Source organism: Desulfosporosinus metallidurans, assembly GCF_001936615.1.
Classification (GTDB): domain Bacteria; phylum Bacillota; class Desulfitobacteriia; order Desulfitobacteriales; family Desulfitobacteriaceae; genus Desulfosporosinus; species Desulfosporosinus metallidurans.
The window spans coordinates 1-26254 of record NZ_MLBF01000045.1 but is presented as its reverse complement, the minus strand read 5'-3'; the positions used below and the strand labels follow the sequence as shown (position 1 = coordinate 26254).

Annotated in this window: 23 protein-coding genes and 2 pseudogenes; 23 read left to right on the top strand and 2 right to left on the bottom strand. The window is 41.6% G+C overall.

Going from position 1 to position 26254, the window contains the following annotated elements:
- Positions 1 to 227 precede the first annotated feature (227 nt).
- Positions 228 to 1100 carry a radical SAM protein gene (locus tag DSOL_RS19885; RefSeq protein WP_075366538.1) on the top strand — a complete coding sequence of 291 codons (873 nt, stop codon included), beginning with the start codon at positions 228 to 230 and terminating at the stop codon, positions 1098 to 1100.
- 40 nt (positions 1101 to 1140) lie between these two features.
- Positions 1141 to 1449 carry a hypothetical protein gene (locus tag DSOL_RS19880; RefSeq protein ID WP_139314545.1) on the top strand — a complete coding sequence of 103 codons (309 nt, stop codon included), beginning with the start codon at positions 1141 to 1143 and terminating at the stop codon, positions 1447 to 1449.
- A 188-nt stretch (positions 1450 to 1637) separates the two neighbouring features.
- Here the strand turns inward: DSOL_RS19880 and DSOL_RS19875 are convergent, their stop codons facing one another.
- Entirely contained in the window at positions 1638 to 2165 is a 528-nt protein-coding gene (locus DSOL_RS19875; RefSeq protein WP_235838914.1) for a Uma2 family endonuclease, read from the bottom strand.
- Between the two features lie 267 nt (positions 2166 to 2432).
- Here DSOL_RS19875 and DSOL_RS19870 point away from each other — a divergent pair, with 267 nt between their 5' ends.
- The 18 genes and pseudogenes from DSOL_RS19870 (at position 2433) to DSOL_RS19790 (ending at position 22264) form a co-directional block, all read left to right on the top strand.
- Positions 2433 to 3047 carry a Crp/Fnr family transcriptional regulator gene (locus tag DSOL_RS19870; protein WP_075366535.1) on the top strand — a complete coding sequence of 205 codons (615 nt, stop codon included), beginning with the start codon at positions 2433 to 2435 and terminating at the stop codon, positions 3045 to 3047.
- Between the two features lie 61 nt (positions 3048 to 3108).
- Positions 3109 to 3681, top strand: coding sequence for a class I SAM-dependent methyltransferase (locus DSOL_RS19865; protein ID WP_075366534.1), 573 nt, complete (start codon positions 3109 to 3111; stop codon positions 3679 to 3681).
- Positions 3682 to 3788: 107 nt separating this feature from the next.
- On the top strand, positions 3789 to 4364 hold the full coding sequence (locus tag DSOL_RS19860; protein WP_075366533.1) for a TetR/AcrR family transcriptional regulator: 576 nt from the start codon (positions 3789 to 3791) through the stop codon (positions 4362 to 4364).
- A gap of 125 nt (positions 4365 to 4489) precedes the next feature.
- Entirely contained in the window at positions 4490 to 6838 is a 2349-nt protein-coding gene (gene lon / locus DSOL_RS19855) for an endopeptidase La (protein ID WP_139314544.1), read from the top strand.
- Between the two features lie 357 nt (positions 6839 to 7195).
- Positions 7196 to 7600 (top strand): MATE family efflux transporter, encoded by a 405-nt coding sequence (locus DSOL_RS19850; RefSeq protein ID WP_345788408.1) that lies wholly within the window; start codon positions 7196 to 7198, stop codon positions 7598 to 7600.
- A 322-nt stretch (positions 7601 to 7922) separates the two neighbouring features.
- Positions 7923 to 8219, top strand: a complete 297-nt coding sequence (locus tag DSOL_RS19845; protein WP_075366532.1) for an ArsR/SmtB family transcription factor — start codon at positions 7923 to 7925, stop codon at positions 8217 to 8219.
- Positions 8220 to 8384: 165 nt separating this feature from the next.
- Complete coding sequence (locus DSOL_RS19840) at positions 8385 to 9140, top strand: EFR1 family ferrodoxin (RefSeq protein WP_075366531.1); 756 nt, start codon at positions 8385 to 8387, stop codon at positions 9138 to 9140.
- A gap of 47 nt (positions 9141 to 9187) precedes the next feature.
- Positions 9188 to 9427 (top strand): hypothetical protein, encoded by a 240-nt coding sequence (locus tag DSOL_RS19835; protein ID WP_207649653.1) that lies wholly within the window; start codon positions 9188 to 9190, stop codon positions 9425 to 9427.
- A 154-nt stretch (positions 9428 to 9581) separates the two neighbouring features.
- Entirely contained in the window at positions 9582 to 12230 is a 2649-nt protein-coding gene (locus DSOL_RS19830; protein ID WP_075366530.1) for a translation factor GTPase family protein, read from the top strand.
- Positions 12231 to 12529: 299 nt separating this feature from the next.
- Positions 12530 to 14986: pseudogene (gene ligD, locus DSOL_RS19825) on the top strand (DNA ligase D).
- Positions 14987 to 15172: 186 nt separating this feature from the next.
- Positions 15173 to 15436, top strand: coding sequence for a hypothetical protein (locus DSOL_RS19820; RefSeq protein ID WP_075366529.1), 264 nt, complete (start codon positions 15173 to 15175; stop codon positions 15434 to 15436).
- A gap of 11 nt (positions 15437 to 15447) precedes the next feature.
- Complete coding sequence (yidC, locus tag DSOL_RS19815; RefSeq protein ID WP_075366528.1) at positions 15448 to 16101, top strand: membrane protein insertase YidC; 654 nt, start codon at positions 15448 to 15450, stop codon at positions 16099 to 16101.
- Between the two features lie 168 nt (positions 16102 to 16269).
- Positions 16270 to 17628, top strand: a complete 1359-nt coding sequence (locus tag DSOL_RS19810; RefSeq protein WP_139314543.1) for a hypothetical protein — start codon at positions 16270 to 16272, stop codon at positions 17626 to 17628.
- Positions 17629 to 17782: 154 nt separating this feature from the next.
- A complete protein-coding gene (locus tag DSOL_RS19805; protein WP_427854437.1) occupies positions 17783 to 18520 on the top strand; it encodes a DUF7713 domain-containing protein in 738 nt (245 codons plus the stop codon).
- A 439-nt stretch (positions 18521 to 18959) separates the two neighbouring features.
- Positions 18960 to 19154 carry a nucleoside triphosphate pyrophosphohydrolase family protein gene (locus DSOL_RS29105; protein WP_235838911.1) on the top strand — a complete coding sequence of 65 codons (195 nt, stop codon included), beginning with the start codon at positions 18960 to 18962 and terminating at the stop codon, positions 19152 to 19154.
- Between the two features lie 14 nt (positions 19155 to 19168).
- Positions 19169 to 21214, top strand: a complete 2046-nt coding sequence (locus tag DSOL_RS19795; RefSeq protein WP_235838910.1) for a DEAD/DEAH box helicase family protein — start codon at positions 19169 to 19171, stop codon at positions 21212 to 21214.
- On the top strand, positions 21189 to 21887 hold the full coding sequence (locus tag DSOL_RS26890; RefSeq protein WP_083642826.1) for a M48 family metalloprotease: 699 nt from the start codon (positions 21189 to 21191) through the stop codon (positions 21885 to 21887). The genes DSOL_RS19795 and DSOL_RS26890 overlap by 26 nt, the downstream gene beginning before the upstream one ends.
- 71 nt (positions 21888 to 21958) lie before the next feature.
- On the top strand, positions 21959 to 22264 hold the full coding sequence (locus tag DSOL_RS19790) for a radical SAM protein (RefSeq protein ID WP_207649652.1): 306 nt from the start codon (positions 21959 to 21961) through the stop codon (positions 22262 to 22264).
- 450 nt (positions 22265 to 22714) lie between these two features.
- Here DSOL_RS19790 and DSOL_RS19785 read toward each other — a convergent pair.
- A pseudogene (locus tag DSOL_RS19785) lies at positions 22715 to 23841 on the bottom strand (IS110 family RNA-guided transposase).
- 589 nt (positions 23842 to 24430) lie between these two features.
- Between DSOL_RS19785 and DSOL_RS19780 the strand changes: the two are divergent.
- From DSOL_RS19780 to DSOL_RS19770, 3 genes are read left to right on the top strand one after another with little or no spacing between them, the layout of a single operon-like run.
- Positions 24431 to 24739, top strand: a complete 309-nt coding sequence (locus tag DSOL_RS19780) for a putative quinol monooxygenase (RefSeq protein WP_075366524.1) — start codon at positions 24431 to 24433, stop codon at positions 24737 to 24739.
- Entirely contained in the window at positions 24718 to 25071 is a 354-nt protein-coding gene (locus DSOL_RS29620) for an EamA family transporter (RefSeq protein ID WP_083642823.1), read from the top strand. The genes DSOL_RS19780 and DSOL_RS29620 overlap by 22 nt, the downstream gene beginning before the upstream one ends.
- 27 nt (positions 25072 to 25098) lie before the next feature.
- Positions 25099 to 25830 (top strand): Fic family protein, encoded by a 732-nt coding sequence (locus tag DSOL_RS19770; protein WP_075366522.1) that lies wholly within the window; start codon positions 25099 to 25101, stop codon positions 25828 to 25830.
- Positions 25831 to 26254 lie beyond the last annotated feature (424 nt).

Genomic DNA, 26254 nt, shown 5'->3' with positions numbered 1-26254 from the left:
ATAGAGGTAAGTTGCGGGCTTCCAGCTAGTCCATTCATGTGTTACTATCTGAATTTAAACGCACCGAATGAATGACGCCTGATAAAATGAACAAGCTCTAACATGTTAAATGCACGAGAAAAAGCAAAGTAGTAAATGAAGGAGCCTTTGCCGGGGTTTGTGCTGAAGAAGACGGTGAAGGTTTGATTTCAATATTATCAAATAGACATTGCGAGGGGAGCGATTTCATGCGTTACGAAGGAACCGTCTATCGTCCACCCAGCGAAGCCGATAGTTTGCTGATCCAAGCGACTATCGGCTGTCCCCATAATAATTGTACATTTTGTGGTATGTATCGAAACACCAAGTTTCGGATCCGATCCGTGGCAGATATAAAAGAGGACCTTCTAATGGCCCGAGATTATCATGGTAACAAAGTTAGATCGATCTTTTTCGCCGACGGGAACACGATTTTAATGAAAACAGACCTGCTTTTAGACATTCTTTACTATGCCCGAGAAATGTTTCCCTACTTGAAACGTATGACCGTCTATGGCTCTGCAAAATTCATGAAGTTAAAAACACTTAATGAGTTTCGCCTTCTGAGAGTGGCCGGCTTAACCCGTATACACTCGGGAATGGAGAGTGGGGATGACGAAGTCCTTCGTCGCATTAAAAAAGGCTTCTCTGCCGCTGAAATGATTGAAGAGGGTCTCAAGGTGAGAGAAGCCGGTATTGAACTGAGCGAATATATCCTCCTTGGGATTGGTGGACGTGAACGTACTCAAGAACATGCCTTTGAAAGTGCTCGGGTGCTTAATGCCTTTACTCCGGATTTTGTTCGGTTACGCACTTATGTTCCTTGGAAAGGGACGCCCCTTTATGAAGACTACCTCCAAGGACGCTTTCAACTTCTTAGTCCCTACGAAGCATTAAGGGAAACCCGTCTTCTGATAGCTAACTTAGAAGGTCCTTTCAAGCTACTCAGTGATCATGTCTCGAATTTTGCTCCGATTAATGGGAACATACCTAATGATAAGCCAGAAATGCTGGAAACCATAGATAGGCTCTTAGCGGTACCAGAAAATAACTTTAGACAAGTGGATTCTCGTTACCTTTAGGTGGGTTGAACGACAAGTTGAGATGCTCTTATCAAGGAAAATGAACATACGGACAATTAAAGAACTGCGTGGGGAGGTTCGATTCACTGCAAGAGCTCAGCTCGTTGTGAGTAAATTTCCCAAGGCACTTTCGGAAGTGTTTACCGCTAAGGGCAAAGGCTTGTTTCCTGCCTCTAAGGAAATTAAGCTTCAATGTAGCTGCCCTGACGGGGCTAATATGTGCAAACGCGTAGCGGCAGTTCTCTATGGGGTAGGAGCCCGGCTTGACGATGATCCCACCTTGTTTTTCGTACTGCGCAATGTGAAGGTGGATGACCTTATTTTCAGAGGCAATCAGTCAGAAAACTGAGACATTTCTTAAAAAATCAAAGGTTAAAAGTCGGAGGATTATTGAGGATACGGATATCAGTGATCTGTTTGGAATTGAAATGGAAACTAAGCCGAAACGAAGCAAGTGACGAAGAGAGAAGGCTAAAGGGGCTTAATGCAAAAGGCTGGAGCAAAAAATATGCTTCCAGCCTTTTGACAGTCTTCGTTCTAGTCAAATATGTTGCGTAAGTCAATTGCTAAGTCATTCAATATCCCATCGTTTATTGTTTCGTCTTTCCCGTACACTGCTGGTTCAGTAAATACATTCTCGGAAAAATTATAAACTTCCACAATCTTATTCAATGGATCAACTATCCAGTATTCTCGAACTCCTGACAACTGGTAGCGTCGTAATTTGACTCGTTTGTCTTTTAACGCTGTTGACGGACTCAAGACCTCAACCACAAGGTCTGGAACACCGACACAGCCTTTCGGGTGTATCTTTGATTGATCACATATCACCGTTATATCAGGTTCAACATAGTTGTCATTTTCATCATCCAACCAAACCCCAAAAGGTGCTGGAAAGGCCTTGCACTGTTTACCCTTTAGATAAGTATAGAACTCACCATATAAATTTCCGACAATAGCTTGGTGTTGAGATGAGGGAGGTGGTGTCATATCGTAAATTACACTATCAATACGTTCCCAACGTTCAAACTCGAATTCCAATGGTTTTTCTTCCAAATAAAGCACCTCCTTTGTAAAATTATACCATGGTTCAATTGGTTTTAAAAGGCGAATGAGAATTTGCATAGCTATTCTGCTATAGAAATAACTCGAGTTGGCAACCCTATTTTGTATGGTACAGTTGGCATTTTATCACTTACAGGCCAGTTCAGTAGATAATCTTGCAAGAGTTTTCGATACCTACTGAGCCAAAAAAAGATTGGTCGTTGACAAGGCGTGCGCAATATCATATGCTCTATCTAAATTTATGGGTATGAAAAAGGGGTTTAAACGATGAAACCTAAGCTATCCCCGATTGATCTTGATGAATTGCTTAAGATACCCCTGCTTAAGGCCTTGAGCGAACAGCATTTACTTACCCTAAATCGATCGGCCCACGAACGTTCATTCCGAAAAAAAGAGCGTATTTTTACCCCGGAAAAGCAAGAGGATTTTATACTAATTCTCCTTAAAGGTAAGGTTAGAATCTATCTCAGTTATCCAAATGGCAAAGAGTTTACGATCGCTTTTCTAGAACCTGGGGATGTCTATAGTAGTCATTCGGGTACTTTTGCAGAAGCAATGGAAGATACGATTGTCTGGACCATAGACATTAAAGTCTTTAGTAGCTTTATGCTACAAGATCCGGTGATCTTGATTAGCATGGTCAAGGTTTTAGGAGAAAGCTTGGGAAACACTCTAGGAATCATTGAGAACCTCGTTTTTCGCGATGTCGGTAAACGTTTAGCGAATTTTTTGATACAAGCTGCTAGAGAAAAAGGACAGACCACTGAACACGGTATCCTAGTGAATCTAGGTTTGACCTTCCTGCAGTTAAGACTCTTCAGAAGTCCAAATAGCCTCAGCTCAACTCCAAACTTAAAATCAATTGAGAGGGTAAAGCGGTAAGGAATAGTTTTGAAAAGGATGCGGTACCAAATGGTTACGAACTTGATTGGAGGAGGCAGCTATGGCGGCACATAAATTTAATCCTGAGAATCGAAAAAAGCTCACCAGCAAAGAACGTGAGGCAATTTTGCCCCCAGCTCTAGTTTTGAAGGACATTGGGCTCGGATCTCACAATGTATGGGCAGATATTGGTTGTGGTACAGGATTTTTTACAATCCCGCTCGCCAAAGAAGTACAGCAAGTGTACGCTCTCGATATACGTGCTGAAATGCTTGACGATCTAACTAATAGTCTCACTCAGCTAGAGGTCCCCAATGTTAAAGTTCTTCAATCCGAAGAAAGTCGTTTTCCTCTCCCTAACCAATTGGTAGATGGGATTATAACGTCACTCGTTATACACGAAGTTGATGATCCGGTTGTATTTTTTCGTGAGTTAAATAGAATTCTTAAAACGGACGGTCGATTGGTGGTCATTGAGTGGGCCAAGGCTTCTACGGAAATGGGACCGCCTATTGACCATCGATTATCTGTTCAACAGCTGGATGATTGGGCGCTTACCACCGGTTTTGTAAAAGGTAAGTCATGGCAATGGTCGGATAATTTTATCGGAGTTGAATATTCCCGAATCAATTAAGGCTGTCGATAAGTGTCAGGTTCTTGTAATCATTCCATTTGACAATAAACGAACGATCGTTTATTATAGATTTATCATCAATTTTATCTAAAAGTTAGGCGGCGCGCATGAGAAAAAAAGATGACGAAAAGCAAAGATGCATTAAAATTGCAGTGGTGCAGTTGATTTTGGAGGAGGGGTTCCAGGGCACATCTATCTCAAAAATAGCAAAGGCCGCTGGCGTATCTCCGGCCACAGTATATATCTATTATGAAAATAAGGAGACCATGCTTAGAGAAATTTATCGGGAATATTCTGAAGATGCGATTCGATATTTGCTTCAATGTTTAAGCCCCAATATGGTTGGAGAGGAAATTATTGCGGAATTGATCCGACGGTATTATTTCTTCATTATTGAAAACAAAGAAGTTTTTCATTTTATTGAACAATTTAGTACCTGCCCTGTTCTTCAGAGCAGTTGTGGTTCGATGAAGGGACCGGCGGATTTAAATCAGTTGCTGACGGATTTAAAGAAACAGAAGATATTAAATAACTTTAACAATGATAATTTGTACGCTATTCTGTTTGCCCCTGTAAAAATGATTGCAGTGAAAAGTTGTGAGTCTGAAAACATTGCCATGGAACGTTTGGACGAGTTGATTTATATCATTCAAAAAGCGCTTCTTAAAGATTTTAAAATCTAGTCTGAGCTAGGTTCATTCGGTCTCAAACGATTAGATTTCTAGTTCTTAAGCGAGGGTAATAGCTCGCTTCCCTATTTAAAGATTATTAAATGAACATTCGTTTAATGAAAGAGGAGACGATTTATATGATATTAGCAATAGAAAATCTTGTTTTATTACCAGGAATGACTTATCCATTAAGGATAGACCGCTTCAGCGAGGATGAGCTGGCCTGTATTCGAGACAAAAATCAAGAGATTGTGGCGTTGCCGTTAAAGAGGCATAGGGACCGACACGAAATCAACGTGGAGGATTTCTACACAACAGGCGTTGCCCTTGAAATACTAGAGGTGAACCCCAGCGAAAAAGGATACCATGTTCAAGTTAAGGTCTTAAACCGTGTGGAAGTATTGGATATCAACATTGGTGAAAGCATGATCACTGGAAAAACAGTTTCCGCGCAGGAAGTCATAGACCTCAACGAAAACGGTCAGAAAGAAATGATGACCTATATTCAAACTATATCTCATCAAATTGGAGCCAAATTCAGAGAGTCAGAGGGTATTATAAAAGCAATTGATGAGATAAAGGATCTTAATATTCTGATAGGATATATCTCACGGTTTCTTCCATTCTCAATGGAAGAGAAATATACCTTGATGGAAACAGCGTCATTAAAGGAGCGGAGTTTGACATTTATTGATTATTTCTTGCATTACAAAGAAGCGATTCAGCTCCAGATTGAAATGTCGGAACGGTTTTCCGAAAAAGCGAATAAAAATTATCGTGAAGCAGTATTGAGGGAACAGCTGAGAGAGATTCAGAAAGAACTGAATGAAGACGAACCAGCCGGCAAAAAGAAGAAAGATTATAAAACACGCATTGAAGAGGCACACATGCCTGAAGAGATTCAAACAGCTTCACTAGAAGAGTTAAGCAAACTGGAAAGTCAGAATCCTGCAAGCTCGGATTATAATGTGATTCAAAATTATCTAGATCTTCTTGTACAACTACCTTGGGAAATGAAGGCGGAGAAACCCGTCGATATTGGAGAAGCCCGGCGTATCCTAGATGAGCAGCATTATGGCCTGGAAAAAGTAAAGGACCGTATCATACAGCATCTTGCGGTCATGCAATTAAAGAAAGATAAACATGGTTCTATTCTTCTGCTCGTGGGTCCTCCTGGAACAGGGAAAACAAGCCTGGGTAAGAGCATCGCGGGAGCATTGGGTCGAAAATATACGAGACTCAGTCTGGGCGGTATCCGCGACGAGGCTGAAATCCGTGGGCACCGCAGAACTTATGTAGGTGCAATGCCAGGTCGCATCCTTCAAAGCATCAAAAAGGCTGGGGTAATGAATCCTGTTATGGTTTTAGACGAAGTGGATAAATTAATGACCGGTTATAACGGGGACCCAGCAAGTGCGTTACTCGAGGTGTTGGACCCTGAACAAAACAATACCTTTACAGATCATTATTTGGATTTGCCTTACGATTTGTCCAACGTATTTTTTATTGCAACCGCAAACTCCCTGGAAAACATTCCTGGTCCCTTGCTGGACCGCATGGAAATCATCCAGCTTTCAAGCTATACAACGAATGAAAAGTTTAACATTGGTAAAAATCATTTAATTAAGGAAGCACTAGAAGAACATGGCTTAACGGAAGCTGATGTCCAAGTCAGTGATGAAACCTTAAAGAACATCATTTCAGACTACACCATGGAGGCCGGGGTCAGGGGACTGAAAAAACAATTGGCTGCCATTGCCAGAAGTGTCGTGGAAAAGATTGTACTTGGAATCATTGAAAAACCTTATGTTGTTGAAGCGGATGCCTTGGAGGAGATTCTCGGCAGAAAAATGTCCAGGCATGACATGGCTCAGGAAATTAATCCACCGGGCGTTGTCACTGGATTAGCGTGGACGCCGGTGGGGGGCGAGATTCTGTTTATCGAAGCAACAGAAATGCCTGGAAACGATCACATCCTCTTAACAGGTCAGTTAGGAGATGTTATGAAGGAATCGGCAAGGATTGCTTTAAGTCTTCTGAAATCTCGGTTGCCAATGAATGCCATTCAGTTTAAAGATAAAGATTTACATGTTCATGTACCGTCCGGAGCCGTTCCCAAGGATGGGCCGTCAGCAGGAATCGCCCTATTTACAGCATTTGCTTCTTTGATTACCGGTATCATGGTGGACGCGAAACTCGCCATGACGGGGGAGATCACGCTTAGAGGTGTTGTTCTTCCGATCGGGGGATTAAAAGAAAAATTGATAGCTGCGGAACGTGCTGGTATCACCAAAGCCTTGATTCCCAAAGATAATGTTCCCGATCTAAAGGATGTCCCAGAAGAAGTTAAAAATAAGATTAAAATTGTAGCGGTAGAAACTATCGAAGATGTATTGAAAGAGGCGTTAGGAATCGCTTTGCCTAAAATTGAACAAGTCTTGACAGGACCAGGATTTTTCACCAAGCTAATAGATCAACAAGATTAATCAACCGCTGAGGCACCCGGCGCTAAGGTGGAATAAACATGATAAAATCCTAGGTTATGGGACGGAAAAATGCAAATTTCTATAAGAAAGGGGAATGACTCATGCGAGGCAGTTATTCATTGTAAGTATGTCGTGTGCCTTATATTTCAGAGTCAGGTCACTGTGGTCACGGTAGAATGACTATAACAAATATAGCTCTTTTATACGGACAGGGCACGTTGGCGTACTTCATTGTAAGTGTTATGGTCTAAAAGAATTTAATGAACAAATATTAATGCGTTGGTTGAGAAGTGATAGAAATTTGATAGAAATTCTCACACCAGCGCATTTTGTTTTTGCGTTGAAGAGTGATTGAGGGTGGAGTGGGTATTAACTGATGAGTCAGAAGGAAATCAGGATAAGCGGTGTCTAAGAAAGTTCGGTAGAGCGCAGGTCATTGGTGTCTTTAGTATTGATGCTGAGGTCATTGCCATCGGGCAAACCATTCTTGTGGCGCAGCTTTGCTCCACCATTTTTGCCGGCTTATCCGCACTTTTTACAAGCATCTTTCAAGCGTTTGGAAAGGAGGTGCAATCCTCAGTTATGTCTGTGGTTAGGGGCAGCGCCTTTATCCTTATTTTGATTTTAGGAAATATGCTATTTGCAGTTAATGGAGTTATTTGGGCTAATACAATTTCCGAAGCATTCGCCTGTATAGTAGGGCTTATCCTGTTTCTAGGAATCTGGAAAAACAGCTTACGGAATACGCAATGGGAACGATGAGGGAAGCAATAACGCTGGCAATAACCTTTGCCCCTACTAAATTGACGTAAGGACTTACCAAAAATGTTTGAAGATTTACCTGCTTCGATCAACTGATTCTATCTCATTAATCCTGCCTACTCATACAACATAGTCACCCGATCAGGAATTTGAACCTGAACGCCGGGGTTAAAAGGAACAGAGTCGAAGCAGACTCTAGTTATCCAAATTGGAGGGCCATAAAATGTTGGCAGTGAAGCGAGCTATTGACAGGAGCATTGAGAAAAGTTACAATTGATTCGATAGTTATCGAATCGTTATAGCATGAGTTTGGAGTTGGAATATGGACACGAAAAAAGCGGCAAAGATATTTAAGGCACTATCGAATCCCAATAGACTGGAATTGTATTTTAAAATCGCTGAGACGCATGAATCTAGTTTTCCAACCGATTCGGAATGCTTTGTTACGGATATCATCAGTTCGTTGAATATTGGTGCTCCGACTATTTCACATCATATCAAAGAATTAGTGAATGCCGATTTAATTAGTACAGAGAAAAAAGGAAAATTTTTGATCTGCAAAGTAAATGAAGAGTTAATTGAGGAAGTTAGCAAGTTGTTATCATTACAGAAGCAATAATTTAGCGCAGCTTTAAAAATGCATAACGTTTCGATAGTTATGAAACTATAAAAGTATTAACCCTTAAACATCTATTTTCACCCATAAGAAGTATTGGGGTATTTCGAACATTCATGTGTTTGAATTCTATTCGACGACGAAAGATAAAATTAATGGAGGTACATTATGAAAGTGTTTTATTTTACAGCTACTGGCAACAGTTTAGATGTTGCAAAAAGATTTGGGGGAGAAATTTATTCGATACCAAACGTCTTAAAGGGTGATCAATTCCATTTCGAAGACGAAAAGATAGGCCTTATATTTCCCTGTTACGGCTTTGCAGCTCCAAAGATTGTCCGGGAATTTATTGAGAAGATCACCCTTAAGAGCCCTTATATTTTTGTCATCATGACCTATGGTAACAAGCTTGCAGGCGGCGTTAATTGGTTTGTACGGTATGCTGAGGAAAATGATATTCATGTTCAATATGCAGACGGTTTACTCATGATCGATAACTTTTTACCATTTTTTAATATTGAGAAGCAAAAGATGAAAAAGAAATATACTGAAGAAAATTTGAGCCGTTTGTTAAATGACGTGAATCAAAAGAAGCGATATATCAGGAATGGGTCATTCACAGATTCAATGTTGACCAAAGCCATTCAGTATTTCTACAAAAGAAACCCAAACTTTAATACCGATAAAGATTTTTCTGTCGGGAACGACTGTAATCAATGTGGGACGTGTGTAAAGGTTTGCCCGCGTAACAATATAAAACTTGATGAGCATAAACCAGCATATGGGGGGAATTGCGAATTTTGTCTGGCGTGTATAAACCTTTGTCCGCAAAAGGCGATCCGATTAAAAAAAGAAAGTAATCCAAATGCACGTTATTTGAACGAAAATGTCACATTAAAAGAAATTATTACGGCAAATAATTAAACAAGGGTTAGCTAATTTATGACAAGACGAAGGGTGGTTGGAATCAGATGACATCAACAAGGTCGAAAATTCGAGCAATCATCACAGGAACTACTGGCATGGTAGGGGAAGGCGTATTGAACGAATGTCTCATACATCCAGATGTTGAACAGGTGTTAGTCATCAACCGAAACCCGTGCGGCGTATCACATCCCAAATTAATTGAAGTTCTGCACAGTAATTTCTTTGATCTATCGACAATTGAACCTCAACTAATTAATGCCGAAGGGATTAGGCCACGAGCTTAGTCCCTTTTCCTCTGCGAAAAATGCAATTCAATGGCTATAAAATTGTCAAATACCGAACTAACTAGTATCATGATAATAATGGAAGAATTGACATACAGGCCTATACGGGCTGTGATTTTTAGAATCAGAGAAACAGAAGGATTTGAAATAAATTATGAATAAAATAGTCATTGGAATATTGGCACATGTGGATGCGGGCAAGACGACATTATCAGAGGGTCTGCTTTATCTGAGCGGCAAAATTGGCAGATTGGGAAGGGTGGATAATAAGGATGCTTATTTAGATACCTATGAGCTGGAAAGATCAAGAGGAATCACCATTTTCTCCAAGCAGGCCATGTTTGAGATAGGTGAGACTCAGATTACCTTACTGGATACCCCGGGACACGTAGATTTTTCGGCCGAAATGGAAAGAACACTTCAGGTCCTGGATTATGCCATTTTAGTGATAAGCGGTGCGGACGGGGTGCAGGGGCATACCAAAACATTATGGCGGCTCCTGCACACGTATCAGATACCAGTTTTTTTATTCGTCAATAAGATGGATCAGAATGGGACGGATAAGGACAAATTAATGAAAGAATTGAAAAAGCAGCTGGATGATGGGTGTATTGAGTTTGGACAAGTTGAGACGGACGATTTCTACGACCAGCTGGCCATGCGTAAAGAAATAATGATGGAAACCTTTCTGGAAAAGGGAGATATTGAAACTTCGCAGATTATAAGAGCTGTCACGGAGCGCAAAGTTTTTCCGTGCTTTTTTGGTTCCGCTTTAAAATTAGAGGGTGTTGAGCAATTTATGCAGGGCATTGTGAAATATGTCATGATACCTTCCTACCCCGAAGAATTCGGGGCTAAACTATTCAAAATATCAAGAGACGAGCAGGGGAACCGCCTTACCTACATGAAGCTGACAGGCGGAAGACTTAAGGTAAAAGATGTCTTAACGAATGGCATCTGGAAAGAGAAAGTTAATCAAATTCGTATCTATTCCGGACAGAAATTCGAGACAGTGAACGAGGTAGAGGCAGGTTCTGTATGCGCAGTAACGGGGCTCGGCCAAACCAGGCCGGGAGAAGGCTTAGGGATAGAGGAAGCTTCAGATACACCAGTATTGGAACCCATACTGTCCTATGAGATTATTCTGCCGGAAGGCTGTGACCCGAGAGTGATGCTGCCTAAGTTACGTCAGATTGAAGAAGAAGAGCCGGAACTTCATATTGTCTGGGATGAGCAGCTGCAGGAAATTCAGGCACGGATTATGGGAGAGGTGCAGATTGAAATTCTGCAGAGCCTTATACAAAGTCGTTTTGGTGTTGATGTGGCTTTCGATGCAGGAAGGATTGTCTATAAGGAGACGATTGCTGATGTAGTCGAAGGGGTGGGGCACTTTGAGCCCTTGCGGCATTATGCGGAGGTCCACTTGTTACTCACGCCGGGTGAGTCGGGAAGTGGTCTTCAGTTTGGGGCAGAATGCAGTGAAGATAACTTAAGTAAAAGCTGGCAAAGACTTATTTTATCCCATCTGGAAGAAAAAGCCCATAAAGGAGTTCTAACTGGGTCAGGGATTACAGATATGAAAATCACTTTAGTTTCAGGTCGAGCACACAATAAGCATACCGAAGGGGGTGACTTTAGAGAGGCTACCTTCCGTGCCGTGCGCCAGGGTTTAAAAGAGGCAGAATCCATATTGCTAGAGCCGTTTTATGCTTTTGAGCTGGAACTGCCTGAGAAAATGGTTGGAAGAGCTATGAGCGATATTGAGAAAATGCATGGTACATGCGAACTATCACAAACAAATGGCGAGATGGCGGTTCTTGTGGGGAGCGCCCCTGTTGTCACCATGAGAAATTATCAGAAAGAGGTAGTCGCCTATACCAGAGGACTTGGCAGGCTGTTCAGCAGCCTGAAAGGGTACGAACCATGCCATAATGCAGAAGAGGTCATAGAAAGGTTCGGCTATGATTCGGAAAGAGACTTAGAAAATCCGACAGGTTCTGTATTTTGTGCCAATGGTGCAGGTTTTTTGGTGGATTGGGATGCAGTAAAGGACTACATGCAGGTTGAAAGCTATCTTCGGAAAAAAGGCTCGTCTGGAGAAACAGCCCCAAACCAGGCCTCATACACAGAAGAGCGGTGGATCAGTTTAGATGAGATTAACCAAATTATCAATAAAACCTTCTATGCGAACCAAGGGAAGAAGTCTGCCTGGAAAAGACGCAATACAGCCCGCGAAAGCGATTATGAGCCGATCACCAATGTTAGCAGAGAGAAGGAAAGCAAAGAAGAGTATCTCCTTGTGGACGGCTATAATATTATCCATGCCTGGCCTGAGCTGAAAGAGCTTGTAGATGACAATATGGACGGTGCCAGAATGAAATTGCTGGATGCACTCAGTAATTATCAGGGGATTCGAGAATGTAAGATTATCGTTGTGTTTGATGCTTACCGTGTTCAGGGACATTTAGAGGAAGTAATCGACTATCATAATATCCATATGATATATACCAGGGAGGCACAAACGGCGGACCAGTATATTGAAAAATTTGCGCATGATAATCAGAAAAAATATAATATCACAGTTGCAACGTCAGACGGTTTACAACAGCTCATTATCAGGGGGGCAGGATGTGCCCTATTATCCGCCAGAGAACTGAAGGTTGAGATCGACGGGGCTAATGAAAGAATTAAGCAGGAATATCAGGGAAAAAAAGGAATAGATCGTAATTACCTGGCAGATGCCTTGTCTCCAGCCGCGAAACTGCAGGTGAAAGAAATAGTTAACAAAGTTAATGATCAGTAAATTCCGGAAAATCCAATGATGGATAAGCAAGGGCTTGGAACGGTGTAAAATATTTTGCGCCAGAAGGAGTTGGTCAACTTAGCGGTCATATGGAAGATATGTATACAGGGCATAAGATCGTCAAGGTCTTTCAAAAAGCGACTTATGGCCGTATCCCAAATGAGAGGCTTATTACCTCTATTTAGCAAGTATTAGCCCAGTGGGTATTGATCGACAGGAAGCGCATGGGAAACGACCGGATACTTATAATTCAATTGGAAACAATAGCTACGAAAAAGAGAAGGAACCGGCGTGATTATATGACTGCAAAACTCAACGAGTACAACCAGAAAAGGAATTTTGCCAGAACCTTGGAACCGGAGGGGATAACAGAAGTTGCCCAAGAGGGTCTGAGGTATGTCGTCCAGCACCATCTGGCCCATAGAGATCACTACGATTTCCGCCTGGAATGGGACGGAGCTCTATTGAGCTGGGCAGTGCCCAAGGGTCCTTCCTATGATACACGGGACAAGAGGCTCGCTGTACGGGTGGAAGAGCATCCTCTGGAATACAGAAACTTTGAGGGGACGATTCCCAAAGGGGAATATGGCGGCGGTGTGGTCATGCTCTGGGATGAAGGGTACTAGGAACCCTATGGGGATGTGGAGGATGGGCTCCGTGCAGGTGTGTTGAAGTTTGTTCTGAACGGAAGAAGACTTAAGGGAAAATGGGCTCTGGTGCGATTGAAAGGGAAAGCTAGCGAGAAGCAGGATAACTGGCTGTTACTTAAAGAAAAAGATGAGTATGCCAAAACTGCCGACTGGATTTCTGAATTTACCACCAGTATCAGAACCGGACGCACCATGATGGAAATTGAAGAAGGGGAAGACGAAAAGATCACGAGCAACCCCTTCAGCAGTACCGGCGTGCAGCTGGCCCAATTAGTCCATACCCCTCCTAAGGGTGAGGATTGGCTTTATGAGTTGAAATACGACGGCTACAGGATACTGGCGTATATTGAAGGCAACAGCGTCCGGCTTATCACCAGGAACGGCCATGATTATACCGAACGGTTCCGGGATGTCGCCTCTTCCCTCGTTGAATGGGTCGGCGGTAGGGCGATGATCCTGGACGGCGAAATGGCCATCACAGACGCAGCGGGGAAGACGGATTTTCAGGCTCTGCAGAACTATCTGAAAAATCCCCAGGCCAAAAACCTGACCTATATCGTCTTTGATCTCCTGGCGCTAGATGGAGCGGACCTTCGGGGACACCGCCTGATTGACAGGAAGGAAACCCTTGAAGCTTTGCTGAAGGATGCCCCCCAGAACCTCCACTATAGCCGACATGTGAGTGGAAACGGCAAGGAAAGTTTCCGCGCGGCCTGTGAGGCAGGCATGGAAGGGATCGTCGGCAAAAAAGCCGATTCCGCCTACAGCGGCGCAAGAAACGGCGACTGGATCAAACTTAAATGCGATCAAAGGCAGGAATTTGTCATCGGTGGATATACGCTTTCCGATAGAAAAACCAGCGGGGTAAGTTCCCTGCTCCTGGGCGTTTATGCAGATGGGGAATTAGTCTATGCCGGACGTGCCGGCACCGGCCTGAGCGAAGCTGCCAGGAAAGAGCTGGAGGGAAAATTTGCGGGCATGAAGAGAATGGAACCCCCTTTCCAACTCGTGCCCAAGCCCAGGACGAAGGAAAAGATCACCTGGCTCAAACCTGAACTGGTCGCGGAAATTAAATTTGCCGAATGGACCGCAGACCATCTGTTAAGGCAGGCCAGCTTTAAAGGCTTGCGGAGGGACAAGAATCCCAGGGATATCAAAAAGGAAAACGCAGATGAGGAAAAAGCGGATAAGGAACTAAAGCCTCCTTCAAGTGCTAAAAAAGCAGAGAGCGTTGTGGAAGTAAACACCAACGGTATCATCATTGAAGGAATTAAGATCAGCAACCCAGATAAGGTGATCTTTGCCGATTCGGAAATCACCAAAGTGGATGTGATCCGGTATTACGCCCAGGTGGCGGAGCGCATGCTGCCTTATGTGAGCCGCAGGATCCTCAGCATTGTACGCTGTCCCAAGGGCATCTCCCAGACCTGCTTTTATAAGAAGCATCCCGGTCCGGGCAGCAAAGGAATCGTGACCATTCCTATTTCCACCGGCGGCGGAGAACTGGAAGACTACTTCTATATTGAGAATACATCCGGGCTGATCGCCGAAGCACAAATGGGCACACTGGAATTTCATACCTGGGGAAGCCGTGTCGACGAGCTGGAAAAGCCTGATCTGATGGTCTTTGATCTGGACCCGGATGAGGGAATGGATCTGAGCAGGGTGCGCCAGGGTGTGCGGGATGTGAAAAATATTCTTGCTGAACTTTCCCTGAACTCGTATCTTAAGACCAGCGGCGGCAAAGGATACCATGTGGTTGTCCCTTTAAAACCTGCCGTTGCCTGGGATGGGTTTCATAATTTTGCCAAGCGCGTTGCCGATGTGATGGAGCAGAAGTGGCCAGACCGCTACACAAGCAATGTGAGAAAGGCCAAGCGTACCAACAAGATCTTCATCGACTGGATACGCAACGGCAGAGGTGCTACCAGCATTGCCCCATATTCCCTGAGAGCGAGGAAAGGGGCCGGGGTGTCCATGCCCATCGCGTGGGCTGAACTGGACACGGTGGCTCCCGACGGTATCGATATGGCGGAGGCGCTCCGGCGGATCGGCGGCAATGATCCTTGGCAAGATTTTTTCCGGAATAATCAGCAGCTTAAATGAGCAGGCGCGAAGATAAGAATACAGCATAGTTTAGTTATGAATTCATTTCTAAGCAAAGGGGGTACCGGGCTCAACCGGTATCTCCTAGCGCAAAATTACGTATAAAATAGACGTATTAAATAACTTGTGATCGTTTGATAGTGAGTATATAATTATCTAATTAAAGTTGTTTTTGGAGGTGAGCCAGTGCCGATAGATAATCATGTTTGGTTATTACTACTTTTCAACGTTACAATCATACTGGCTTTATCTTGGCTAGGTTTTACCTTCGTTAAACGTGGCAAATATTGTTTTAAAGCATCAGAGAGCAAGAACATTGGTATTTCTAGACTTATCTCAAATGGGTTGACTATTTTAGCAAATAAGTATTTGATTGTTCGAAGAATGATTAAGATTGATACTGATGATGATCCACCACATCTTCTCCTTAGTTTGAGTTATAAAAACTAAGGAGGAAAAACATGAGTATTTTTAGTTCTTCATTTACTGTCTTATTGACAAAATTTATAGGCTTGACAGGGGACTGGTTTATCGCTGTGATTCTAGTAACCTTGGTTATAAGGTTATGTCTCCTTCCTTTATCCGCAAAACAACATAAAGATCAATTCACAACGTCTAATCTTAATCAGGTCAAATCTTTTTTAACCACTAAATTTAAGAATCAGACCGAAAAGATAGATAAAGAATTATTGAAGATCGCCTCTAAATATAAGGTGAACACTTTCCTATCTACGTTATTGCTCGTAGTTCAAGCCCCGATCCTATTTTCTCTGTACGCTTCGATTATTAATTTAAGTACTTCAGTGGGAAGTATGTTGGTCCCTTGGGTATTAAGTGTTCATGCTCCCGATTCATTACACGTTCTTCCTATCTTGGCGGGTGTCTTCCAAGCATTAGGTGGTTTTACAGCAGAAGTTAAATCGTTTCTAATGTTTATTGTACCAGTAGCGATTGGACTAGTATTTCTTTGGAAAGCTCCTGCTGTCCTTAGTGTTTACTGGATGACTAACTCAGCACTCAGGTTCCTTGAATATAAGATATTTTCTTTAAAGGCTGTTCGTAATAGGTTTTTAAAGATACCTACTACAGAAGAAATGATGAGAAGTATTTCCTAACCAAGTTGTCCAAGCGAAGCTATCCTAATCATTCGGCTCTCATCGAAAACGGTGGGGGCCTTTTCTACGGAATTTCTGATATAACTTAAGAGGAAAAAAGGGGTGCTTTGTGTTATTACAGGAGTTACATAGTGAATTGCATTTTAATTGTAGAGGATGGAACAAATTATGAGTGAGTTTTCGATTAAAGACGGGCTAGAGAGTTTGAATTCAAATGAACTCATAAAGTTAATCATGAATCTCATACAAAGAGAAGGACAGGCAAGATTGCATGTGCTGGAATGGCTTGAACAAAATTGCGATACAAATAAGAAAGCTTCAAATTCAAACAAGAAAAGTAAATCTCCCAAAATTCATGATGAGCTGTTATTCGAATATTGGAACAATGCTCAGAGCATAATTTCTGAATTTAATTGCTATGGAGGAGGCCCTGAGGAGGAAGAAGAGGAGGTTTATGAATGGCTAGAGAAGATTTCAGTCTTGATAAAGGAAGATAATATTACACCTGAAGCTAAGCGCCGATTCATGGAGGCAGCTTTTGTTGAATATGATGCAGGTAATTCCGGTTTTGATGACGGTCTAATGGATCTGTTTTTTGAATTGTGCAAAGAAAAAGACGAATGGGAATTTCTTGTGCAAAAGCTTAATCGTAGGCAGTCCGATTGGAGAAAGAAGCTTGTCATGCGGATTTACAGGGATCAGCTAAAGGATGATTCCAGATACTTGGAGGAGAGACTTAAAAACCTTCAATATGGGATGGATTATTGGGATTTAGTCCAATATTATATCGGCAAACGAAATAAGAAATTGGCGCTTGAAATAGCTCAAAAGGGTATCGAGCAGGGAGACGGAAGACTAACCGAGCTATATGATTATCTAATTGACCATTATTCGAAGTTACAGGATAGGGACCATCTTGAATCGATTGCTAAAATTGCAATGCAAAGAAAAAATAGTGAAAGCTATGTTTTGGAAAGACTATTTACATTTTATAAAAATGGTGACTATGAAAAGGCGAAAGAGAAGCTGATTCTAGTATATAAAACGACCCATCACAAAAGGTATTTTGAAGAATATAAGAGAATGAAAAATTATCTATCTGAATCTGATTGGGAAAAAATTGAACCCGAAATATTTGATGAGGCTCAGAACAACAATATTCATGATTATATGAGTATTTGTCTTGAAAAGGGAATGAAGGACACTGTTATTAAAACGATGATTTCCCCACCAAAAAACCAATGGGGATATGCCAGTTTTTCTGATTTCGACATATTCGCACAAAAACTTGAAAAAGAATATCCAAAAGAAATTCTGGAGTACTACTACAAAAAAGCATATCGTAGAATTCCAAATGGTGATAGAAAAACATACAAGGAAGCTGTTAAATATCTTGGGAAGGTTAAAGCAATCTATTTAAAGCATTTAAAGGACAAGGATGGCTGGACACATATGCTCAATAAACTGCTTATGGAGTTTAAGAAAAGACCGGCATTTATTGATGAGGTTAGGAAGAGTAAGTTATAAAAGAATGTGTTCGAATGGGCAAACCTTGAAACCTTAAAACTGTCCAATAAAGATCTCAGCCGAAATGGAAATATCTCATGAATATTATAAAAAAATCAGTCACTGGCAGGGTACAAGCACTTGATCAATTAAGAAACCTAGTATCCAAAAGGAGTTGCAATCAACCCTCGATGTTGACGGAATGATACATCGATTTGAGATTTCTAATATGATTATGCCTGGATTTTCTGTATGGAAAGCAGAAGAATTGGAGGGCGATTATCAGTTCGAGATACTCGTTAAGCCTGAAGAAAATCAAGCTGTGGCAATCGAACATTTGCATCAGAAAATATTGACCGGAATAGGATATAAAACGCTTGCACGTAAGCCGGATAGGTATTTTATTGATAATGCAATTCACATCAACAAGGAGCAATATAGCCTTAATAGCATTGGAACATGCCGGATTCAACATGCTGAAGAAGAAAATCAAGTTTATCTGGTGATAGATGGCAAGAATATTCCTTTACCTGATTTTGGACGAGCCCTGACAGCCTTTGAGGGCTTTAATATGGAGTTTCAGATAAGGGATCTGTCCGAGGAAGTCCTTGGAAAAGACATGGTACTAAGAAAGGTAAGTATCAATCCACAAGTTATTATAGAGCATTTTGAAAAGACTTTGGGTTGGTTTTTGCAAGGCGATTTTTTAAGTTACAGACATGCAAGTGCTTGTACAGAAGCCTTGTTTGAGAGGATCGAGGAATTGGAGTTACTCTGCAAGTATGGTAATCAAGAAGAGGCTGTTGAAGTCGGAAAAAGAATGAAACAGCGACTCACATCGGTTGAACATGATTCGGATGACTTCCCGGATTATCTTTTGAAGATGATTGACGAAGTGATTGGAACGGCTTAAAGAATCAAGAATGACATACTCTTATTTACGGGTGAAAATTCGCTCTACAAAACATTAGGTATCGGTTTAATCAAGCCGATGCCTTTTTCTTATTGTACTGAGGTCGAGAATGTCTGAATGACATAATAATGTCCAGACCGAATGTTATGATTTTAATTAGGTAGGCAACTTAATAGCAATTTACATAGAACCCCTCCAATAAGCTTCAAAATAACTCAAGAATATTGTAAAAAGAACAGTTTTTGGCAGGGATTAGTAGAAAAATGCAGAATTTAGGTAATAGGTAGCTTCATAAAGAATCGAGTGAAAGCAATGGGTGTAAAAGTCTATAAACAAACTTATACGTGATAAAATACCCCAAATCATCGAGCAAAGCGGTAAACAGGCAATTATTGTAGAAGTCACCGATCAGGAATACCTAAAATTATTAAATAATAAATTGGGTGAAGAGCTTCAGGAATATCTAGCGAACGAGAGCATTGAAGAACTTGCGGATTTAGTTGAAGTTGTCTATGCGATTTTGGATCATAAAAAAGTCTCTTCACAGGAATTTGAAGTCACCAGAGAACAAAAAGTAAAAGAAAGAGGCGCTTTCAAAAAGAAACTGTTACTTAAAGAAGTTATCGACAATTGAGGGGCTGAATCAAATTGACAGATAAGATTAAGCATAAAGGAAGCCTTGGTAGTGTCGCTGAAGATCTCTTTATCGAGTTGTTTTGTGACACATTTGGTCCGGAACAATCAGAATTTCTATTTCCTCAGTACTCTGTTGTAGATATATATGGTAACAGGCGTTTCATCGACTTTGCTTTGGAAAGCGAAAGCCTAAAAATAGCAATTGAAATTGACGGTGAAACCTATCACAACCCCAATAAGGTTTCATTACACAAATATTACGACGATCTCACCAAACAAAATAGCCTGATTTATCAAAACTGGAAGGTTTATCGTTGGGTTTACAATCAGTTGAAGCACCATCCAGAGAAGGTCAAGGATGAACTGCGAATTTTTGTTGGGGAGATTCCATCCTTTAAAATGCTGGAAAATTATCTGCCCAAGCAAAAAGGTAAGCTCATTGAACTTCGTGAGCATCAACAAGCAGCCTTGGATAGTCTTCAAACGATGCGTGATCAGGGCGAGAGTATCGCTCTGCTCTATCATGCCACGGGAACCGGAAAAACTGTGACAGCAGTCAGTGACGCCAAACGACTCGGGAAAAGAACTCTGTTCTTGGCCCATACCAAAGAACTAATAACCCAGGCTAAAGGCACGTTTGAAGAACTTTGGGATCAGGCGGAGACAGGCCTCTATGTGGCTGAAGAAAAAGCTAAAGATGCTTATGTAGTTTGCAGCAGCATTCAGAGTGTTGCCAGAAATCTTGAACTGTTTAAACCGGATGACTTTGGCTATATCATTGTCGATGAATGTCATCATGGAACAGCAGATACTTATAGGAAGGTTTTGAGTTATTTCAAACCTGAATTCACTCTGGGGCTTACGGCTACCCCGGACAGAGCAGATGGTGAGAGTATCCTGGAGGACTTTAAGAACGTTGCCCATAAACTGGATTTGCAGCAAGCCGTAGAATTTGGGGAGCTTGTGCCTATCAGGTGTATTCGGGTCAAGACCAATGTTGATCTTTCCACTGTAAGAATTAATGGCATTAAATATTACGCTCAGGACTTAGAAAGCAAACTCTTTGTGCCGGAGAGAAATAAGCTCCTAGCCGAAACCTACCTGAAATATGTTAAGGACAAGAAAACGGTGGTGTTCTGTGCTTCTGTAAACCACGCTCATGAGATTTCGACCTTGTTTAAACAACAGGGAATCAATTGTGAGGCTGTTTCCGGTTCTATGAAGTCAGCGGAAAGGTCTCGGATTTTAGACCAGTACGAAAATGGGGATATCCAAATCTTATGTGCCTGTGACCTTTTAAACGAGGGCTGGGACAGTCCGAAAACAGAGGTTTTGTTCATGGCCAGGCCGACGCTTTCCAAGACACTTTATGTTCAGCAACTGGGCAGAGGAATGCGTAAGTGTGTGGGTAAGGACTACTTGATGGTCTTTGATTTTATTGATAATGCGGGCTTGTTTAACATGCCCTACTCTCTGCACAGGATGTTTAACCTGAAGGAATATAGGGCGGGAGAGTACGTTGTTGCTTCACAGAAACAGTTTGAGCTGGACAGAGATTTAATCGCCAGAGGAGAAAAGCCGTCTGTTTTTCTGGATTTCCCAGTGAATGTTGCGGATTATGAGCTGATAGATTTATTTAACTGGCAGGATGAAGTGAAAGGGATGATTTCTCAGCATGAGTTTGTAAGGATGGTCGATGTTCAAACGGAAACCATTGAACGGTATCTGCGTGAAGGAAAGATAGCCCCAGATTTAGAGGTGCCATTCGGGGATAAAAGGAGCTTTAAATACTTTAAGGAAGCAACCGTAGAGAGCTATGCCAAACAGTATGGCTGGGAGTTAATCAATCCTGCCAATATGAAGGATAAGTTTATGGATATGGTCAGGACTATGGATATGAGTTTTTCCTATAAACCAGTATTGCTTAAAGCAATGCTTGAGGATGTGGACGAAAACGGAAGAGTTAGGGTCGAGGACATCGTTAATTACTTCATGGATTTTTATAGCGCTAGAAAAGCGATAGGGCTAGTGGTTGAGAAGAAATCCAGTCTGTATTGATATAGTACAGGAATTAGGAATAAACGCTTATGCTGTTATTGAAAAGGATAGCAGCCCAGCTGTCAAATTTACAAATGGTTTTATTAATACGCTGGGGCATCTTGCGAGCCAAAAAGGTGAACCTGTAATGGATGAAACGTTTAGAGCGATTTTATGCCATGAACTGATTCATATAGTCTATTGGGATCCTTTGAGGATAGGGAAACGTGCCCGGAACGCAGCACTTGTCGCCTTGTGCCTCTTTCTCCTTTTACCTTTGGGAACTTATTTGGGGAAATTCACGCCATGGTTTTTCGTTCTGTTTATACCCATACTGATTCTTTATTTTGGTTACATCGGAATTATATGCAATGTACGATATTGGGGACAAATAAGTGAATTGAGGGCAGATAAAAAGGGAATGAAAGTAGCTGAAGTTTCAAAAGATGTATTTGATACTTATTGGGAATTGGCTCGTAGTATTGAACATGAAGCAGCAGCTACACGAAGAATTAGTAGTGCCAATTTTTTGTACAAACGATATAAGAGATATATCGAAATAGAATACCATCCATCTATTGAAAGACGGAAGCAATCCTTAAAGAGGGATAACTGGGGTATTTATGATTATGTAGAACAATTTCTATTAATACTGAAATGGAGGATTACTGGTAAAGGGTGGAACGGCAGATAGCATCCGCTGTTAAATATGCATCCCTTCCTGGTCATTCATTGAATATCCATCTCTTTTGACATCACTCATAAGTGAAAGCCGCCTTAAAAGAAATGGATCGTCAAGTCGGGGGATTAAAAACGGATCAACAAGACATAGCTTATCGCGGCTTGATTATTAGGCATCTTATGATGCCAGGCGGGTTGGAGGATACGAAAGGAATCTTAAGATTTATTAAAGCGGAGTTATCACCGGATTGCCTAGTCAACCTTATGGATCAGTATCGCCCCGCCCATCAGGCCTATAAATATGAAGAACTCTCGCGAAGGGTAAGCTCGAGAGAATTTAGAGAAGCCGTTACACTTGCCGAAAAATTAGGTTTGAGACTGGCAACCTAAACGACCAATCATCCATGGCTTCTCCATTCAAAACTACCTAATTAATATCCCATAAATATCCCAACATCCTTTTTTCATTTTCGGTTATCCTACTTAGAGGTTATTAGTTCATTCTAAGACCAGCTAATAAAAGTCAAGAGGTTCATTGATTAATCTTTAATTGTTGTTTCAAAAAAGGAGGGTATGTCAAACCAAGCCATTGAAAAATCCGAACAATGACTAAACCAACGTATAAAAAGGGACACGAAACGCTCGGCGCTTGCCAAGCAAACTCTCTTTTAATCTGGGGTAACTCTCTGGGGGAAAAGAGACTTTGCAGTCTTCAAGCTTTTGGGTGTAGTGCACGAGTCAATGGGATGACGGCGAGCATATCCTCGGTCTAACGCCCTCCGGTATCCCTCGCATCACCCTTGTCACGATCCGAATGGCTCTGTTGTATAAACTATTCCTTTAAGCAGCTGCTGGTTGAGGCTTTGTTGTCCTCCAAGTTTGATGATCTTCAGGTCGTTTAATCACAAAGGGCTTTTGGTCACGAAGAACAGCATAGATATAATGGAGAAGTTTGTGCATGACGGCTACGAGAGCCACCTTTTTCTTCTTGCTAACGCATTTCGACGTGTAGAACTCCCTAAGAACTGGGTTGATCTCCTTGCCATTCCGAGTAGTTCTAATGGAGGCCATAGCGATGGTAAAAAGAATCCTTCTTCCAATTCGTGTTCCTCGTTTCGAGATCTTGTTTCGGTCCCCATTGAATTTACCGGACTGATTGACCGAGGGATCTAGACCGAAGAATGCTGTGAGGGCTTTAGGGGAATTGAAAAGACTGAAGTCACCTATCTCAGCAATCAGCGTAGCGGCAGTCAAAAATCCAACGCCTGGTATTTCATCAAGAAGCTCAACGTTTCTCTTTGCTTCAGCAGGGAATTCATCGGAATCAATCATCTTGTGGATTTGTGCCTCGATGCCATTTAAGCTTGCCTGCATGTGTTCTATCCCATCGATATGAAACTTAATCTTAGTGTCAAGTAATGAAAATTCACTGGGCATGGAAGAAACAAGTTGAGCACAGTCACGTAGCAAAGTCACCTTATTAGAGGCCCACTCTAAACCCTTACGACTGGCTTTAGAGATTAATAGAGTGAGGACATCTGTGTCAGCTTCACGAAGAGCAAGGATTTGTGGCTCAGGCATCATGGAAACCTTAATATCTTGGTATTTAGCAAGCCGAGCGATGGCTTCCGAATCTTTATTATCATTTTTCACTTTTCTTAAGTCGAAGTTCTTGGTAGAATGGACACACAAGGGGTTAAGCACAAAACCCTTGAGGTCATTCGATTTCAAGAAGAAGAAGAGTGGTAAATGAAAGATACCCGTAGATTCTACGAAGTAGATGGGCTTTCGATTTAACCGCTCTTCTTCTTTTTTAGAATATCGAGCAGTTTATGAAAGCCAGCAGGATTGTGATCGATCCTAAACGGTTTACGGATAAGTTCTCCGGTGGGTGCTAGCATAGCAACAATCGAGAATTCGGAGGAAACATCGATTCCGACCACGAAATCGTTAAGAAACTGAGACAAGGGAACCCAACCTTTCAAATAGAATGAATCAGAGCATCCACTAAGGAAGAATGTCAAACAACCTTGCATTTGAAACGGGTAACACTAAACAGTGACCCAACCAGCTAAACATCGAATCATTCTTGTGGAGTGACACGCTATATTACGGATAAGCCTCAAAAGAGGGATCCAGGAGGTACGCACATCTATCTCTCTGACAAAAGTGATTATAGCACGATATTTAACGATAGAGATCCAGCGTGTCAAACTAATTCATCTGAACATTAAAGAGTAATTTGTCAAGGAACGTTCGGGTTAGTTTTAAGACCTGAACCCTATATTTATCTTACAAGGAGGGGAGAGATATGGAACAAATCAAAAAACTCCTGAATTATGCCAGCAAGCAATTACCGATGTGGAATTGCAGCAGATCCTCGGGGAGCCGCGCAAGGGGCTCTCCTTTTCCGTGTGGGACAGGGAGAAGTAATCGCTTGAAGGAAAAATTGCCTGTGTGTTGAATATAGTTACTAAAGATTTAACCATAATAAATGGCTTTGACCGAAGGCGAATACACAGCGTTCCGGTGGAAAAACAAAGGAGTTGTTTGGAATTGTTGACGTTACTGGCAACCTTAAAAGTAAAACCTGGCAAAGAGGTCGAAGTGACCGAAATTTGTACTCAATTGGCCAAGGAAGTTCTTTCTAAGGAAAAGGACTGTTTGATGTACATACCCCATGTGGTAAAGAATGACCCAACTGAAATAGTCTTCTTTGAAAAGTACAAGGATAAAGAGGCCTTCAAGGCCCATGGGAGTTCAGCTTATTTTCAGGAAGCAGCCCAAAAATTTGAAGACCTACTAGAGGGTAAGATCCAGGTTAAATTTCTTGAAGAAGTTCAATGGGCTGCAGCGAGCGGTTGACGCCAAACATAAAAGTAATAAGTAAGAGGAGGCCTTCGCGTGTTGATGCGAAAGCCTCCATTACTTTACTTATCTCAAATAACTACATCGCTATTTTTCCGTCTGTGGTTTCATTTATTTTCTGGAATATGTCCATTCGAGCAATTGGAATCAGCCAAGCGGGGATATTCCTGAATCTAATCCCTGCTTTTACTGCCATTATTAGCTGGATTTTGCTATACAGGGATTTAGAGTTCGTAATGGTGAGAACAATTGAAAATAAGTTCGAGATGGCACTATGGATTAGCATTGCTTTGATTAATGTGGTAAAATTTAACTATAGTTTTATGTGATATAAGTTAAGAAAGAAGGTGTCATTAGTGACCTTTGAACATATAGATCAAAAGAAGAAACGGCTCAATGAGAAACGGCCGTTACCTGTAAATACCGTTAAATCGCTACGGGAAAATATGCTAATCGAATGGACATATAACTCTAATGCTATTGAAGGTAATACCCTAAGTATTTCTGAAACTAAGGTGGTGCTTGAGGGTATCACCATTGGCGGGAAGTCAATGAAGGAACATTTGGAGGTTATTAATCATAAGGACGCCATTGTGTATCTAGAGGAACTTGTGAAGAAGGATGTCGATCTCTCCGAATGGGATGTCAAAAATATTCACCGGCTCGTCCTGAAAACTATTGATGAAAACAATGCAGGAGCGTACAGAACTGAGAACGTTATTATAAGCGGTGCTAAGCATAGACCTCCTCAGCATCTTTTTGTCAAAGAAAAAATGGAAAACTTGATAGTGCAATATAACGTCAAATGGCAGGGACTTCATCCGATCGAACGAGCGGCTCTGCTGCATGGCGAGTTTATCAAAATTCATCCTTTTGTTGATGGTAATGGAAGAACAGCAAGACTTTTGCTTAATTTTGAACTTATGAAAGCAGGTTTTCCCCCTGTGATCATCAAAAAAGATATACGCTCTGAATACTATGATTCCCTCGACCTGGCACATACCACTGGCGATTACGGGAATTTTTTTAAACTTGTGACCAAATCTACTGAAGAAAGCTTAGATTTGTGGCTTAGTGTTGTAGGGTGAAACGGAAAGTTTTTGTATTTCAGCTGATGTGCTGAAGATAGAACCGGAGAGAGTTTCAGTTGAGCGGATAATTAATAAAAGGAGCGAATCTAAGGGAATCTTAGGCTTCGCTCCTTTTTCACATAGAATTGTCTGAGCTGAGTGTTATGCTTTACGCAGAGTAAGCTATGCAAGATAGACCCTCAAGCAGAAGGTCCGTGCTAATAGTGTAAAATTAAGAATATTGTAAAAAAGAACAGTTGTTGGCAGGGTTTTACAGAATAATGAAGAATTCAGTCTATAGAAAGTGTTTGCAGTTATACGAGCTAATAGAAATAGGATGCCAGATTTTCTGCTCACGGGTGACCCACGTAATAAAAAAGTCAGAACTCAGCATGTCGAAGGAATACATAAAAAGAAAACTGAAGTAGCGAACCAAATTGGC

Excerpts from the sequence above, each read along its gene's own strand:
- DSOL_RS19810 (WP_139314543.1), top strand. The coding sequence starts at position 16,270 with ATGAGTGAGTTTTCGATTAAAGACGGGCTAGAGAGTTTGAATTCAAAT.
- DSOL_RS19845 (WP_075366532.1), top strand. The coding sequence starts at position 7,923 with ATGGACACGAAAAAAGCGGCAAAGATATTTAAGGCACTATCGAATCCC.
- DSOL_RS19840 (WP_075366531.1), top strand. The coding sequence starts at position 8,385 with ATGAAAGTGTTTTATTTTACAGCTACTGGCAACAGTTTAGATGTTGCA.
- DSOL_RS19885 (WP_075366538.1), top strand. The coding sequence starts at position 228 with ATGCGTTACGAAGGAACCGTCTATCGTCCACCCAGCGAAGCCGATAGT.
- DSOL_RS19830 (WP_075366530.1), top strand. The coding sequence starts at position 9,582 with ATGAATAAAATAGTCATTGGAATATTGGCACATGTGGATGCGGGCAAG.
- DSOL_RS19860 (WP_075366533.1), top strand. The coding sequence starts at position 3,789 with ATGAGAAAAAAAGATGACGAAAAGCAAAGATGCATTAAAATTGCAGTG.
- DSOL_RS19880 (WP_139314545.1), top strand. The coding sequence starts at position 1,141 with ATGAACATACGGACAATTAAAGAACTGCGTGGGGAGGTTCGATTCACT.
- DSOL_RS19865 (WP_075366534.1), top strand. The coding sequence starts at position 3,109 with ATGGCGGCACATAAATTTAATCCTGAGAATCGAAAAAAGCTCACCAGC.
- yidC (WP_075366528.1), top strand. The coding sequence starts at position 15,448 with ATGAGTATTTTTAGTTCTTCATTTACTGTCTTATTGACAAAATTTATA.
- DSOL_RS29620 (WP_083642823.1), top strand. The coding sequence starts at position 24,718 with ATGGGCTGCAGCGAGCGGTTGACGCCAAACATAAAAGTAATAAGTAAG.
- DSOL_RS19870 (WP_075366535.1), top strand. The coding sequence starts at position 2,433 with ATGAAACCTAAGCTATCCCCGATTGATCTTGATGAATTGCTTAAGATA.
- lon (WP_139314544.1), top strand. The coding sequence starts at position 4,490 with ATGATATTAGCAATAGAAAATCTTGTTTTATTACCAGGAATGACTTAT.
- DSOL_RS19835 (WP_207649653.1), top strand. The coding sequence starts at position 9,188 with ATGACATCAACAAGGTCGAAAATTCGAGCAATCATCACAGGAACTACT.